Origin of the sequence: Candidatus Aquicultor sp. (assembly GCA_036504445.1) — a bacterium.
In the GTDB taxonomy this organism is placed as follows: domain Bacteria; phylum Actinomycetota; class Aquicultoria; order Aquicultorales; family Aquicultoraceae; genus DASXVE01.
In genome coordinates this window covers 19,474-34,335 of sequence record DASXVE010000004.1, presented here as the reverse complement: position 1 = coordinate 34,335, position 14,862 = coordinate 19,474, and the positions used below count along the sequence as shown (strand labels likewise).

Annotated in this window: 14 protein-coding genes; all 14 read left to right on the top strand. The window is 51.9% G+C overall.

Features of this window, described 5'->3' with window-relative positions; all coding sequences use genetic code 11:
* The coding region (locus tag VGK02_00475; GenBank protein HEY3373525.1) for an aminodeoxychorismate/anthranilate synthase component II at nt 1-802 on the top strand (802 nt) is incomplete at its 5' end.
* 16 nt (nt 803-818) lie between these two features.
* On the top strand, nt 819-1,838 hold the full coding sequence (gene trpD / locus VGK02_00470) for an anthranilate phosphoribosyltransferase (protein ID HEY3373524.1): 1,020 nt from the start codon (nt 819-821) through the stop codon (nt 1,836-1,838).
* Nucleotides 1,839-1,864: 26 nt separating this feature from the next.
* Nucleotides 1,865-2,650 carry an indole-3-glycerol phosphate synthase TrpC gene (trpC, locus tag VGK02_00465; protein HEY3373523.1) on the top strand — a complete coding sequence of 262 codons (786 nt, stop codon included), beginning with the start codon at nt 1,865-1,867 and terminating at the stop codon, nt 2,648-2,650.
* A gap of 51 nt (nt 2,651-2,701) precedes the next feature.
* Entirely contained in the window at nt 2,702-4,036 is a 1,335-nt protein-coding gene (locus VGK02_00460) for a TrpB-like pyridoxal phosphate-dependent enzyme (protein HEY3373522.1), read from the top strand.
* A gap of 156 nt (nt 4,037-4,192) precedes the next feature.
* A complete protein-coding gene (locus tag VGK02_00455) occupies nt 4,193-4,849 on the top strand; it encodes a phosphoribosylanthranilate isomerase (protein HEY3373521.1) in 657 nt (218 codons plus the stop codon).
* A 9-nt stretch (nt 4,850-4,858) separates the two neighbouring features.
* A complete protein-coding gene (gene trpS / locus VGK02_00450; protein HEY3373520.1) occupies nt 4,859-5,866 on the top strand; it encodes a tryptophan--tRNA ligase in 1,008 nt (335 codons plus the stop codon).
* The gene (gene trpB / locus VGK02_00445; GenBank protein HEY3373519.1) at nt 5,841-7,037 is read left to right on the top strand and encodes a tryptophan synthase subunit beta; all 1,197 of its coding nucleotides are present in this window, start codon (nt 5,841-5,843) and stop codon (nt 7,035-7,037) included. The genes trpS and trpB overlap by 26 nt, the downstream gene beginning before the upstream one ends.
* Nucleotides 7,038-7,841, top strand: coding sequence for a tryptophan synthase subunit alpha (trpA, locus tag VGK02_00440; protein HEY3373518.1), 804 nt, complete (start codon nt 7,038-7,040; stop codon nt 7,839-7,841).
* 66 nt (nt 7,842-7,907) lie between these two features.
* Nucleotides 7,908-8,783: an acetyl-CoA carboxylase, carboxyltransferase subunit beta gene (gene accD, locus VGK02_00435; GenBank protein HEY3373517.1), complete on the top strand. Its 876-nt coding sequence runs from the start codon at nt 7,908-7,910 to the stop codon at nt 8,781-8,783.
* Entirely contained in the window at nt 8,780-9,751 is a 972-nt protein-coding gene (locus VGK02_00430; protein HEY3373516.1) for an acetyl-CoA carboxylase carboxyltransferase subunit alpha, read from the top strand. Before accD ends, VGK02_00430 begins: the two co-directional genes overlap by 4 nt.
* Nucleotides 9,752-9,944: 193 nt before the next feature.
* A complete protein-coding gene (locus VGK02_00425) occupies nt 9,945-10,367 on the top strand; it encodes a hypothetical protein (GenBank protein HEY3373515.1) in 423 nt (140 codons plus the stop codon).
* 54 nt (nt 10,368-10,421) lie between these two features.
* Nucleotides 10,422-11,159, top strand: coding sequence for a hypothetical protein (locus VGK02_00420; GenBank protein ID HEY3373514.1), 738 nt, complete (start codon nt 10,422-10,424; stop codon nt 11,157-11,159).
* A 123-nt stretch (nt 11,160-11,282) separates the two neighbouring features.
* The gene (locus VGK02_00415) at nt 11,283-11,771 is read left to right on the top strand and encodes a hypothetical protein (GenBank protein HEY3373513.1); all 489 of its coding nucleotides are present in this window, start codon (nt 11,283-11,285) and stop codon (nt 11,769-11,771) included.
* A gap of 126 nt (nt 11,772-11,897) precedes the next feature.
* Nucleotides 11,898-14,831, top strand: coding sequence for a SpoIIE family protein phosphatase (locus VGK02_00410; protein ID HEY3373512.1), 2,934 nt, complete (start codon nt 11,898-11,900; stop codon nt 14,829-14,831).
* Nucleotides 14,832-14,862: the final 31 nt, after the last annotated feature.

The following is a 14,862-nucleotide window of genomic DNA, read 5'->3' as shown; positions in this document are numbered from 1 at the left end:
TCAGTATGTTGCGTGTACCTCGAACAATGAGGCAGGCACATCTTTTTACCGGCAGAGCCGGCACAAGGAGCCTGTGAAATTGGGTGGCACCACGAGAAATTTAACCCTCGTCCCATATGGGATTGAGGGTTTTTTGTATTTCCGGGATATTTTTGACGGAACGATTCTTAAAATCGCGCGTGAGTTACGCTTTACCGATTGGAGTTTTACGATGATTGTGATGATCGACAACTACGATTCATTCACGTTTAACCTGGTACAATATCTTGCCGAAATGGGCGAGGAGTTAATCGTATTTCGGAATGACGAGGTATCGGTCGATCAGGTTCTCGCTATGCAGCCTGATAACATCGTGATCTCTCCCGGGCCGGGCCGGCCTGCGGCCGCCGGCATTTCAGTTGCGCTGATTCAGGCGGCCGCAGGCCGGATTCCCGTGCTTGGGGTGTGTTTAGGTCACCAGGCCATCGGTGAGGCGTTCGGGGCAAACGTAGTGCATGCGGGCGTTCTCGTGCACGGCAAAACATCGCAAGTCTGCCATGACGAAGCGACTATATTTGCCGGCGTGCCCAACCCATTTGTTGCGACGCGATATCACTCGCTTGTCATTGAGCGGGATACGCTTCCCGGTTGCCTTGAAGTATCCGCTGAAACGCATGACGGGCTCATTATGGCGGTACGGCATCGCGAGTTTGCGGTTGAAGGCGTGCAATTTCATCCAGAGTCGATTCTTACCAGTGATGGCAAGACGATTCTTCGTAATTTCCTGAGCAGAACTCGCTCGGGCATGTTGGCGGTCGGATAGGTTAAGGAGGGGCAAGATGTTGGTTGAAGCGATCAAAGCGGTATCTGACAACAGACATCTAACAAAAGACCAGGCCGAGAAGGTTATGAACGAAATCATGGGCGGAGAAGCTACACCCGCTCAGATTGCGTCGCTTTTAACGGCAATGCGGATGAAGGGCGAGACGGTCGATGAGATCTCCGGGTTTGCAAAAAGCATGCGCGACAACGCATGCAGGATACACCCGAACGTCGTAGAGATTGTCGATACGTGCGGCACTGGAGGTGACCAGGCATTTACGTTTAATATCTCAACAACCGTCGCGTTTGTCGTTGCCGGCGCCGGTGTTCCGGTTGCGAAGCATGGTAACCGGTCGGTTTCGAGCAAAAGCGGTAGCGCCGACGTGCTTGAAGCGCTCGGTATACGAATTGATGTAACACCGGAGCAGGTAGAGGATAGCATCGAAGAAATCGGTATCGGCTTTATGTTTGCCCCTACCTTTCACGGAGCTATGAAGTATGCGATCGGTCCGCGCCGCGAGATCGGTATTCGCACGGTATTCAACATTCTCGGGCCGCTTGCGAATCCGGCCGGGGCTACCGCTCAGGTTCTCGGCGTTTACGACCCGGCCCTAACCGAAATCATGGCCAGAGTGCTTAATAACCTGGGCGTAAAACACGCTCTCGTCGTTCATGGAAGCGATGGTCTTGACGAGATAACCAATACCGCCGAAAGCATTATTTCAGAAGTTAAGGTCGGCAAAGTCTCCACCTATACGATTACTCCCGAGGAATTCGGGTTAAGGCGTGCGGCCAGCAGTGACCTGCGGGGCGGCAACGCACTGGATAACGCGGCGATTACGCTCGATATCTTAAAAGGTGTGCACGGTCCGAAGCGCGACATTGTTATTATGAATGCCGCCGCCGCTCTGCTCGCGGCAGATAAGGTTTCCTGCTTCGCCGATGGAATATTGCTGGCGGCGGAGTCAATCGACAGCGGGCACGCATTCGAGAAGCTCGAGGCACTTAAGGAATATAATGCGAGGACGCAGGCTTAAAAACGATATCGCTGAGAGGAACGAGATTGATACTGGATCGGATTGTCGCGGATAAAAAAGCATACATAGCGCGGGCGCGAGACGAGCGCCCTATCGACTCATTGCAGATAGATGCCCGTGCAACGCGAAGGAGTCTCATTGAGTCTGTCCTAAGGGTAGCCAAGCGGCGCAAGCCGGCGATAATCTCTGAGACCAAGCGGCGCTCGCCGTCGGGTGGCGAGATGAAATGCGAATATACGCTAACCGAGCTCGCGGCCATGTACGAACGCGCGGGCGCGGCAGGCATCTCGGTATTGACCGATACAAAATACTTTGGCGGTACGCCCGCCGATATGATAGAAGTAAGGAAGCACACAACAGTTCCGGTGCTATGCAAAGAGTTTATCGTCGATGAGTACCAGATCTATGAGGCGGCGGCGCATCAAGCAGATGCAGTCCTTCTCATCGCTGCGATTCTCGATGACGAGCGGATCGCACGGTTTATGAGGTTGGCGCACGATTTAGGTATTGAAGTACTGCTCGAGTCGCACACGAAAAGCGAGCTTGAGCGCTCAATTGCAAGCGGCGCAAAATTGCTTGGGATTAATAATCGCAATCTCGATACGCTTGCAACCGATCTCGACACGTCATTTGAACTGCTTGGGCTAGTGCCGGAAGATCGTGTTGTAATCAGCGAAAGTGGTATTAAAACTTCGGCTGATATACGACAGCTAATATCGGCCGGTGCACAAGGATTTTTAATTGGAGAGTCGCTTCTAAAAAGCGGTAACCCGGAACAAAAGTTGGGAGATTTAATAAAAGCTGCAAGGTAAACATGTAAATTCGTAGTGAAAACTACCAGAAGCACAGAGAGGAGTATTATTATGGACAGCAAAATTCTATTAACCGAAAAGGAGATGCCGACAGCCTGGTATAACATACTGGCGGACATGCCGTACGAGATGGAGCCGTACATGCATCCGGCACTTAACCGGCCGGTTGAGCCGGGCGATTTGGCACCGCTGTTCGCCCAAGAGCTCATCAAGCAGGAGGTAAGCACAGAGCGCTATATCGAGATCCCTGAAGAAGTGCAGGAGATCTACAAGCTCTACCGTCCGGTGCCGCTTTATAGAGCGCGCAGACTCGAGAAAGTTCTCGATACACCGGCAAAGATCTACTATAAGTATGAGGGCGTCAACGCGACGGGAAGTCACAAACCAAACACGGCTATCCCGCAGGCATACTACAACATGAAGGAAGGTATAAAGAGAATAACGACCGAAACCGGCGCAGGCCAGTGGGGCAGTGCTATGGCGATGGCGACGAATTTCTTTGGCCTTGAGCTTGTTGTGTACATGGTAAAGGTGAGTTACGAGCAAAAACCGTATCGTCGCTCGCTTATGGAGATTTACGGCTCGAAGGTCTTTGCGAGCCCGAGCGATACCACGGACGCAGGGCGCCGCATTCTCGCTGAGTATCCGGATACGGTGGGTAGCCTCGGTGTCGCGATCAGTGAGGCGGTCGAAGAGGCCGTTAAGCGCGATGACACACATTATTGTCTGGGCAGCGTTCTTAATCATGTGCTCTTGCACCAGACGATTATCGGCCTTGAAGCAAAGAAACAAATGGAAATGGCGGGAGATTATCCGGACGTTGTTGTCGGATGCTGTGGCGGCGGAAGCAATTTTGGTGGCATAAGCTTCCCGTTCATCCAGGATAAATTCGCTGGAAAGAACACGCGAATCGTGGCAGTTGAGCCGTCTGCGTGCCCGACGCTTACCCAAGGTGAGTTCAGGTATGACCTAGCTGATGAAGCGGGTATGACACCGCTTGTTAAGATGTACACTCTCGGCCATGAATTCGTACCGGCAGGCATACATGCCGGTGGCTTGAGGTATCACGGCGATTCGCCGATCGTGAGCTTGCTCTATGACAAGGGTATAATTGAAGCAGCGGCATATAACCAGAACAATGTATTTGACGCAGCCGTCCTGTTTGCTAAAGCCGAGGGTATCATCCCGGCGCCTGAGAGTTCGCACGCTATTCGCGGTGCTATCGACGAGGCGCTCAAAGCGAAGGAAGCCGGCGAAGAGAAATCAATTCTCTTCTGCCTAAGCGGTAACGGCTACTTCGACATGACGGCCTATGATAGTTATCTTAAGCATGAGCTGAAGGACTATAACTTCTCGATGGCTGCTTGCAGTGAAGATAACCGCTAGAGTACGTGCATTCTAGCTAGACGGGATAGATGCGCCTAGCGGTTGGATAATGGTATGCATTGCGTTAGAGCATTTGATAGCAGGCATATGCCCAACCGCTACGGGAGGGACAGCCGCTAGGTATTTTATTTCGTGTTTCAGCTGGAGGATGAAAACGTGACAAGGGTAAAGATATGCGGTATCACAAATACCGAAGATGCGCTTCTGGCCGTCGATTTGGGCGCCAACGCTGTCGGATTTGTTTTTGCCGAGAGCCCAAGGCAAGTTAAACCTGAAGCGGCGGCACGCATAATAAAGGAGCTGCCACCGTTTGTGACGACCGTCGGTGTGTTTGTAAATCACCAGGCAGGCGAGGTAAAGACGATCGGCGAGTATTGCGGGCTCGATGTGCTGCAATTTCACGGCGAAGAAACCGCGTCTTACTGCCGCCTGTTTAAACAAAAAGTCATCAAAGCTTTTCGGATGAAAAACTATACCGAGATCGAGGAGTGGATATTCCACGAAAACGAATTCGAAGCGGAAACGCTGTTGGACCCGAGCGCTAATGTCGCGGCGTTTCTCGTTGATGCCTACGCGCGCGGTCAGTACGGTGGTACGGGCCTTCACCTCAATTGGGAGCTGGTGCGCAACCTCGAATCTCGTAAACCGTTGATTTTGGCGGGCGGCCTCAACCATAAAAATGTGGCGCTCGCGGTTAAGGTTGTTAAACCCTACGCGGTTGATGTGAGCAGCGGCATAGAAATCAAGCCGGGCAAAAAGGATAGATATAGGATGCGCGAGTTCATGAAGGTCATCAAGGAATGCGAGGGATGATCGATCGTTATGGATGGGCAACGGTTCTTTAGCGGCATCCAGCCTACCGGGGAGCTGCATATAGGCAACTATCTCGGCGCTATTAAGAGTTGGATCGAGCTGCAAGACACGTACGAGGGCATTTTTGGTATCGTTGATTATCATGCAATAACCGAGCCGTATAACCCCGCAGATATGTGGCAGCGCGTGTTTAATACCGCGCTCGATTACCTGGCCGCCGGTCTTGACCCGGCGAAGAGCACATTGATGATCCAATCGCTCGTTCCCGAGCACACCGAGATGGCGTGGCTCTTAAATACGGTTACACCGGCGTCGTGGCTGCAGCGCGTTCCGACCTATAAAGATAAGGCGGCGCAGCTTCACATCAGCGTTAACATGGGGCTTTTGAGCTATCCGGTGTTAATGGCGGCCGACATCATGCTGTACAAAAGCTCGATTGTTCCGGTCGGCGAAGATCAGTTGCCCCACCTGGAGCTCACACGGGAAATCGTTCGGGCATTTAACGCACGGTACGGCGATATGTTCCCTGAACCACAAGAGTACCTCGGGCCTGGAGCCCGCGTGATGTCGCTTACGGAACCGGAGCGAAAGATGAGTAAAAGCTTAGGGCCGCAAAACTATATCGCTTTGGCGGACCCTCCCGACGAAATCAGGCGCAAGCTTGCGAGGGCGGTTACCGATACCGGCCTTACCGGTGGTGAAATGAGCCCGGGAACCGGAAATCTGTTTGATTTAATGCACGCATTTTCGTCGCGTGAGACGTACGAGCACTTTTTGACGCTCTACAAGCAGGGGAAAATCCGCTACTCGGATATGAAAGAAAAACTCGCAGATGATATAATCAGCGCTCTGGGCCCGATACGCGGCCGGCGTCTCGAGCTTTCGGTTCGACCCGAGTACGTCCAGCGGGTTCTTGTTGAAGGCAGCGTGAGGGCACGCACAATAGCCACCCAAACGCTGAGTGAAGTTAAAGAACGGATGGGATTGAAATATGATGCACTACACATTACCGGATGAACGCGGCCATTTTGGTGAATTTGGCGGCAAATTCGTGCCGGAAACGCTGATGACCGCGCTGTCCGAGCTGGAAGAAGCCTATGCGGAAGTAAAAAGTGACCGTGAATTTCAAGAAGAGCTTGCCTTCTACCAGCGTGAATATATAGGACGGCCGACAAACCTTTATTTTGCCGAGAAGTTGACCGAGCACTATGATAAAGCCAAGATCTATCTAAAACGCGAAGACCTCTGCCATACCGGTGCGCACAAGATCAACAATACTATCGGCCAGGCGCTTTTAACCAAACGCATGGGCAAGAAACGAATTATTGCTGAAACCGGGGCCGGCCAGCACGGCGTGGCGAGCGCAACTGCGGCAGCACTTTTCGGTTTAGAATGCCAGGTCTACATGGGTGAAGAGGATACAAAACGCCAATCGCTCAACGTATTTCGCATGAACTTGCTCGGCACTGAAGTAATTCCGGTCTTAAGCGGCACGCGCACGCTTAAAGACGCCATGAACGAGGCGATCCGCGATTGGGTGACCAACGTTGAGACCACGCACTACATGCTCGGCTCGGTCGGTGGCCCGCACCCGTATCCGATGATGGTTCGCGACTTTCAGAGCATTATCGGCGAAGAGACCAAGAAACAGATACAATCGGTTGAGGGAAGGATGCCGAATGTAATTATCGCCTGTGTGGGCGGCGGCAGCAATGCAATCGGTATGTTTTATCCGTTTATAGGGGATGGCATTCGCCTAATCGGTGTCGAGCCGGCAGGCTGCGGGCTTGAAACCGGCCAACACGGCGCGTCGCTTACGATGGGTGACAAAGGGGTGTTGCATGGCAGCTTAAGTTATCTCTTGCAGGACAAATACGGGCAGATTCTACCGGCGCATTCCATTTCGGCAGGTCTTGATTACCCAGGGATCGGTCCCGAGCACAGCTACTTGAAGGAAAACGGTCTGGCGGAATACGGCACCGTAACCGATACGGAAGCCCTTGCGGCGTTTCAGCTGCTTGCCACGACGGAAGGCATTCTGCCCGCGCTTGAGAGCTCGCACGCAGTTGCGTATCTGGAGAAGCTCATGCCCGAGCTTTCTGAAGACGATGTTGTAGTGATTAATCTGTCAGGCAGGGGCGACAAAGATGTTCAAGTGGTAGCCGGTGTGTTAGGGGTTGATCTTTAAATGCTGATGAAAACAAATGCAATCGACGATCTTTTCGAGCAGCTGCGTGCCGGCAACAAGGCCGCGCTCATGCCTTATCTTATGGCCGGTTTTCCGAATATCGAAGCATCGCTTAAACTCATCACCGGCGTTGCTGAAGCCGGTGCCGACCTAATCGAGCTCGGCATACCGTACTCTGATCCACTGGCGGACGGCCCAACAATACAAGCTGCGGCCGAGTGCGCGCTCGCAAACGGCGTTACGACCGATACCGCGTTCGAGCTGGTACGAAGAGCAAGGCAGCATACCGCAACACCAATCGTCATCATGACGTACTATAACATCATCTACCGCTACGGTATGAAACGCTTTGCGATTAATGCCGGCGAAGCGGGAGTAAACGGTGTAATCTGCCCTGATCTGCCACCGGAAGAAGCGGACCCGTGGCGGCATACCGCGGCGACCTATGGCATCGCAACCGTCATGCTTGCTACCCCGACAAGCGGAGAGGACCGCCTGAGGAACATCGCGCGTATGTCGAGCGGCTTCATTTATTGCGTATCACTTACCGGTGTGACAGGTGCAAGGGCTAATCTTCCTGCCAATTTAGCCGATTTTATTAAAAGGATTAGAAAAGTGACCGACAAGCCGCTTGCGGTCGGTTTTGGGATTTCCCAACCGGAGCAAGCGAAGCAGATTGCCGGGATAGCTGACGGTGTTATCATCGGCAGCGCCCTTATCAGCTTGATCGGAAACGCCGGCGAAACCTGTGTGGAAACCGCCGTGTCCTATATATCCGAAATAAGGGCTGTGATGGACAGCTAGGTTGCAAAACGCTATTATTATCAAGTAGTTCGGGTCGCAGTATTCACCACGCAAAAATGGAGAAGTATGCCAATCGGAGAATGGTTCGCGAAGCAAGACAAACGCCCTCCCGAAAATCCTATTGAGGTCAAACGGGCTGTGCCCGACGGGGTATGGGAGAAGTGCGATACATGTAATGAGCCCCTCTTTATAAAAGAGCTCGATAAAAACCTGAAAGTGTGCCCGAAGTGCGAACATCATTTCCAGCTCTCGGCACATGAGCGCATCAGCCATCTCATTGATCCCGGCACGTTTGAGGAGGAGTGGCACGATTTGGCTGCTGCCGACCCTCTCAGCTTTGAAGCTGCGGGCAAATCATACGTCGGAAAACTTGAAAAGGCGCGGAATAAGACCGGTTTAACCGATGCCGTCGTCTGCGGAACCGGTCATCTCGACGGCTACAAGGTCGCCATTGCGGTTATGGATTTCAGATTCATGGGCGGCAGCATGGGCTCAGTGGCCGGAGAAAAAATAGCGCGCACCATCGAGCTTGCAACCAAGAAAAAGTTACCCGTTATCATTGTGGCCAGCTCGGGCGGCGCCCGCATGCAAGAGGGCATGGTTTCGCTCATGCAAATGGCTAAAACAAGCGCCGCGCTTGCCAATCACAACAAGCGCCGCTTGCCGTATATCTCAGTACTCGCGAACCCGACATCCGGCGGCGTGACCGCAAGCTTTGCGATGCTTGCCGATGTGATCATTGCCGAGCCGGAAGCATTTATCGGCTTTACCGGGCCGCGGGTTATCGAGCAGACCATCAGGCAGAAACTGCCGAAAGGCTTTCAGACAGCCGAGTCGAATCTCGCACACGGCATGGTCGACATGATCGTTAACAGGATCGAGCTCAAACGCACGCTCTCGAAGCTGCTCGGTTATTTCGAAGGTAACGGTGTCGTCAGGTGAGAAAATTCTCGTATGATTTCGAGCGCCCGCTCGTAGAATTAGAAGATAAACTAGAACACTTAAAGCACCTGGAATCGGCTGAAAAAGCGGACATCGCAGCCGAGATAAGCTACCTCGAAAAGCAGATCGAGCTGCTGCGGGTTCGCACCTATTCCAACCTTACGCCGTGGCAAAAAGTGCAGCTTGCACGTCACCCGGAACGCCCGCACACCAGCGATTACATCGAGGCCATGTTCACCGAGTTTGTTGAGCTGCACGGCGATAGAAAGTTCGCCGACGATCTCGCAATTATCGGCGGGTTCGCCAAGCTTGACGGCACAAAGGTCATGGTTATGGGGCATCAGAAGGGCCATAACACCAAAGAAAACGTAATGCGCAACTTTGGCTGCCCGCATCCGGAAGGCTATAGAAAAGCGCTTCGGCTCATGAAGCTTGCTGAAAAATTCAAACTACCGATTATAACGTTTGTCGATACGCAGGGCGCTCACCCCGGTATCGAGGCCGAAGAGCGCGGGCAAGCGGTCGCAATCGCCGAGAACTTAATAGCGATAAGCATGCTCAGCGTTCCGGTTATCGTCGCAAATGTCGGCGAAGGCGGCAGCGGCGGCGCACTTGCCATCGGTTTCGGCGATCGCATTATTATGCTCGAGAACTCTTACTACTCGGTCAGCACGCCGGAAGCATGCGCCAGCATCCTCTGGGAAGACGCAGGGCAAGCGGATAAAGCCGCAGCCCCACTTTGTCTTACCGCAGATAAACTTCTCGATCTCGGCATTGTCGATACGATTATCAAGGAGCCTCTGGGTGGGGCACATCACGCACCTGCCCTTGTTGTGCGCAGCCTAAAACGCGAGATCGTGCAATCGATTGGTGATCTCAGCTTAATAAAAGGCGACGCCCTCGTCGCACAGCGTTATGAACGCCTGAGAAATATCGGCTTTTACGCCGAAGTGCCGGTTGTAGAATAAGAGCCTTCCATAGAGGAAAATCACGACGATTCTTTACGATGCTTTTACGCGGTACTTATTGCCTGCGGTTTATCGTATTGCTATTATTTATGTAGGCCGTTACGTAGCCGAATGGTAGCCAATAAATATAAGGGAGCTATTTAAAAATAAGGCTTCGGGTATTGAATTGATGAGCATTGCGCTAACAGACGGTATGAAAAAGAGCATAGTGATCTTGCTGGCCGTCATGCTGAGTATGACGATGGGGTTGCTCGAGGTTCTCGATCACCCTGAGGACCTCGAACGGGCGGTTCAAAGCCACCACCTTTTTGAGATCGACGGTACTGTCATTATGCCAGAGATGATAAATCTCGCCAATCTGGGCAATCGCGGGTTAATGACCAGCGATAGTCGCAAGGCAAAATCCGACTACTTTGACGAAGACTACGTTATCAATTGGCTCCCCAGCGCCCGATTGCGGTTCGCCATACTGAAGGACCGCTTAACAGATACTTCATCCATAAAGTATAAGGCATATTTTAGCCTAGGCCATCTTGTGCCGCGACATATCCTTCTCACGTTATACCGCGAATATATTGATCTCTTCAACCAACAATACGGTCGTTCCATCCATTGATATAAAGCTGAAGATTAATAATCTAACAGTTTTATAACTCAAGGAGGATGGAATATGAGACTAAAACCATTCGCGCAGCCGGAACCGACCGGCGCTCCGGACGTTCCGCCTGCGCTGAGAAAACAGACGTCTACGAGCAAATTGCTCATACTTCGTATATGGTTGCGCCGGATTCTTAAATCTCGAAGGAATAAAATCATTTTGGCTGGGGCTGCTGTGGTGCTGATAGTCGGCATTGCGTATGGAGCCCAAACTGCCACCAAATACAAATCACCAGCCGAAATTAAGGATGAACAGACCATCGTAAACACAGCCGTCAATGGTTGGGCGGTTAAATATACGGCAACCATGGAGGCGAACCAAAAGAAAGTAAATGAATATCGCATGACTTTGCCCCAGTACTATAGCAATGATAAGGGTGAGCTTACCGTACAGCAACGGCTCATAACGGCGTTTCTTGATACCAAGATAGAGAACGGGCAAGAGCCGTGGATGTATCAAAATTATTATACCGACAACAACCAGGCGGTTGTGGATTTTAGGGTAACGGGTTTTAAACTGGACAGTATCAAGATAGGCTCGACCACTGCGACGGTTAAGGGAAGAATTGAATACTTTATATCGCGCCGCCAGCTATCGCAAGTCTACCCGTCGGATTCCGCGGCCGTATGCAAATGGGATTTCGTGAAGAAGGGTAACAAATGGCTGATCGAAGACGAAACGCTCGTAACTAGCGGGGCCGCCGCCGACCCGACCGTAGGCCAAGGTTCCGGCCAGAACACTCAGCAATAACGAATCCTGTGACCGAGCAGTAACCAACAAGCAAATAAAGGAAGGCTGTTATTATACAGCCTTCCTTTATTTGCAGACCGCTTTGTTGTTCGAGTACTCGACTTTTCGGGAAATAATACATCTATGGATATTTTCACTATTGCCCGGTTTATGTTCCCGTTTATCGGGGTTGCCATATTCATATTGTTTTCCCGGTACTTGCTTGTTCCGCGCTTTATTCAACAGCGTGCGCTGCTTGCAGGACTGCTGGCTGGCGTCGTTAATATGGCAGTCGACGCTGCCGGTTTCGCGCTTAAACTATGGCATTACGATATCGGGCATCTCGTAGCAGGATTTCCCCTTGATCTATATATCACGGCGGCCATCGTCTACGGCGCGGTAGTGCTTATCGTGTACTGGTGGATTCGCGGTCATCATCAGAATTGGATTGTACCGTTTCTACTTTTTCTGCCGCTGTACGGTCTTGGCCGGGATTATCTGGGGACACTCGTTGCCGGGGCAACCTTTATTACCTGGGATAATCCGTATGCATGGATCGCGGATTTCTTTGGCTGGATGGCGATATTTTGGATTCCGATATACGTCTTCAACCGCCTTACAACAACCAAATAGCTTGCAAACACCACATAGCACGTAGGCACTAGAGTACCAAATACACGGCAACTTTTGACTTAGCTAACGCGCAGTATGATAATCAACGTGATCGACCATATATGTAGGTTCTAGCCGGAGAGCAGCATGTTTCGCTTAGGAAGCGGTATACGGAAAAAAATATTTATTAGTTATCTCGCGATTATAATCCCACTTTTGCTGGTTATAGTTTACACACACTATAACCATTTCCTGGATAAAAGACAGGCAATCATTGAATCGCGTGTGGCGTTCGCACGGAACGTCGCCACCAACTTTGACCATTTCAGCAAAGAAGTACTCATCGCCGAGCAGGCTACCGGTCTGGCGATCTTGCAGAACGACTACACGAGGAGCAAGGCGAGCGATTATCTTGCTTCAGTAGCCAACCAATACCCAGTATTTAGTCTCGATTATATGAGGGTAGACGGCAACATTTTTGCCTCATCCGACACCAGCGAAGTTGGAACATGGGAAACCACGGGCAAATACAATGTCGATTACTATCGCAAGAATCTTACCCCCGACCGGGGTTGGCTCGTAACCCCGCTTCTTACTCAAGCAAACGGGCGGCCGGGTTTTGATATCGTAAGCGGTGTGTGGCGCAAGAATAAGCTTGCCGGCATCATGGTCGCAAATATCGACTCGAGCCGTCTAAACGAAATAATGAACTTCGATGTTCCCGGCGGCGGCTATAATATCACCGACAACAACGGCATACTCATCTTCCAGACCCAGCGCCCAAACATGCCGCTGTCGCAACGTGATTGGAGTTCTCACGATTTTGTGCGCTCGGCCCTTTCCGATAAGGAATTCACATCATACGGATTAACCTTTCCGGCCGACAACACAAGTCGGATGGGCGCTCAGGTCCCGATCCATAGCATCGGCTGGACGGCCGGATCGTTTGTGCCCGTCAACGAAGTTATGAGCACCGTCCGCATGGACCTCTTTACGAGCGTAATCACAGCGATAACAGTCATTCTCGCGGCGATAATCCTGGGATATTGGATGGGTCGTAAAATAGCCGACCCGATAACGACGTTGGCCGAAAAAGCGAAATCAATCGCTGACGGCAGCTTTGACGAAGAGGTTGAAGTGCCGGAAACCGGTGACGAAATAGAAGAACTTTCAGAGAGCTTCAACGTAATGCGGCTCAATCTGAAGGAATACGTAAATGAGCTCAGCGGACTGGTCGAGGTCGGAGAGAAAATGAACATGGCGCTCAATATCCCGTTTGTTGAGACAGCGGTCACCGGAGCGCTGCGCAGTTCCTTCGACGCCAAAGCCGTCTGGATCGCTCTATATAACGATCGGGAGAAAACCATCAGAGTCGACCATTTCTGGAGTGAAGACGGCGATGACCTAAGCGAAAAGCTGACCGATTTGATGCAAACACCCGGCCAGGGCGTTGCGGGTAGGGTGCTCATGACCGGAAAACCGTACGTAATAAAAGACCTGCGCAAATCCGACACCGTATTTAAAAGTCTGGCGCTGACGCATAGCTATGATTCGCTTATCACGCTGCCGTTGATCTCGGGCGGTGGGGCGCTAGGAGTAATCGAGTTTTACACCCCGCTAACCGGGCAAAATCGTATAACCGAAAAAGAAATGGGTCTGCTCATGGCGCTTGCGAATCAAGCCTCAGTAGCGATCGAGAACGCCAGGCTCTATGAAGAGACGCGAAATTCGGCTAATAAATTAAGGGCGTCGAATGACGACTTGCACATTCTCAACAAGCTCGCGCTCGAAATATCATCAGGCCTTGACCTAAATGAGCTGCTCGACAAGGTAGTGCATAACAGCATCGACCTTGTCAGCGCCGATATGGGCGTAATCGGACTCTACGATAAGAACCGGGATAGCATCGAGTACGAGTGCCGGACCAATCCGCACTTGCCGCTAATTAATGCGCGCGAAACCGCCGGTTATGGGCTTATTGAAGTGGTTCTGAGAACTAAAGAACCCGTATACACTAATGATTACGGCCACGACCCGCGGGCGTCAAAGGAAACCCTTGCGCTAGGGGTAAGCGCTGTGGTGGGTGTGCCGCTTCTAGTTGGAAGTCGCCTGGTTGGCGTGTTGCAGGTGGCTATGACAGGGGAAAAACGCTTTACCGATAACGACATTGCACTGCTGACAGCGGTTGCGAGTCAGGCGGCGGTAGCTATCGAAAACGCAAAGCTGTACGAACGCGAGCGTAATGTCGCCGAAACGCTGCAAAACGCCCTGCTCGCCATGCCCGAGGAACTACCGGGTGTCAAGGTCGGGCTTCTGTACCGCTCGGCTACGGATAACTCGAAAGTCGGCGGCGATTTCTACGATTTCATAGAGTTTACCGACGGTAAGATAGGCGTCGTCATCGGCGATGTTTCTGGGAAGGGTCTCGAAGCCGCAACGGCAACAGCGCTCGCCAAAATGACGATACGTGCTTTTGCCTATGAATACTCTTCGCCGGCAGACGTGCTCGCGCACGGAAATGCGGTACTAGCATCACAGATGGCGGTCGGCCAATTTATAACTATGGCATACGCCGTTATCGATCCGGCGACGGGTGCACTCTCATATGCAAGCGCCGGTCACCCGGCACCGCTTATCATAAACCACGAGATGTCGACGATGCGCCAGCTAAGAATCGGCGCCGCTCCGCTCGGTGTTCTTGAGGATACAGTTTATGAAACGTTTACCGATACTCTTACCGGTGGTGAGATGATGCTTCTATTCACCGACGGTTTGATTGAAGCGCGCAACGGAAGCGGTTTCTTCGGGGAAGAGAGCGTATGCGAAGCGCTTCTGGCCACAAATGGCAGTACGGTGGAAGAAATACCGGGCAAGCTGCTCAATGCTGCGGAGGTGTTCGCGAACGGCACCCTGAACGACGACGTCGCGATTATCGCGTTACGCCTCGACAGTTCAGCCGGTCGTTCGGGTCGCGAGAACAAGTCGCATAATGGTGAACGTGAGCCGGCAAACGGCAATGGTAAGAAAAAGACCAAGGCTAAAAAGGCCGCAAAGAAAGAAACAGCTGAGACTACGGAGTAAATGCAAAAACCCCGTTTGCAAACAGGGTTTT

What these genes read in the sequence shown, in the direction of transcription:
- trpD (HEY3373524.1), top strand. Translation starts at nt 819, where the DNA reads ATGTTGGTTGAAGCGATCAAAGCGGTATCTGACAACAGACATCTAACA.
- VGK02_00460 (HEY3373522.1), top strand. Translation starts at nt 2,702, where the DNA reads ATGGACAGCAAAATTCTATTAACCGAAAAGGAGATGCCGACAGCCTGG.
- trpS (HEY3373520.1), top strand. Translation starts at nt 4,859, where the DNA reads ATGGATGGGCAACGGTTCTTTAGCGGCATCCAGCCTACCGGGGAGCTG.
- trpB (HEY3373519.1), top strand. Translation starts at nt 5,841, where the DNA reads ATGATGCACTACACATTACCGGATGAACGCGGCCATTTTGGTGAATTT.
- trpA (HEY3373518.1), top strand. Translation starts at nt 7,038, where the DNA reads ATGCTGATGAAAACAAATGCAATCGACGATCTTTTCGAGCAGCTGCGT.
- accD (HEY3373517.1), top strand. Translation starts at nt 7,908, where the DNA reads ATGCCAATCGGAGAATGGTTCGCGAAGCAAGACAAACGCCCTCCCGAA.
- VGK02_00425 (HEY3373515.1), top strand. Translation starts at nt 9,945, where the DNA reads ATGAAAAAGAGCATAGTGATCTTGCTGGCCGTCATGCTGAGTATGACG.
- VGK02_00420 (HEY3373514.1), top strand. Translation starts at nt 10,422, where the DNA reads ATGAGACTAAAACCATTCGCGCAGCCGGAACCGACCGGCGCTCCGGAC.
- VGK02_00415 (HEY3373513.1), top strand. Translation starts at nt 11,283, where the DNA reads ATGGATATTTTCACTATTGCCCGGTTTATGTTCCCGTTTATCGGGGTT.
- VGK02_00410 (HEY3373512.1), top strand. Translation starts at nt 11,898, where the DNA reads ATGTTTCGCTTAGGAAGCGGTATACGGAAAAAAATATTTATTAGTTAT.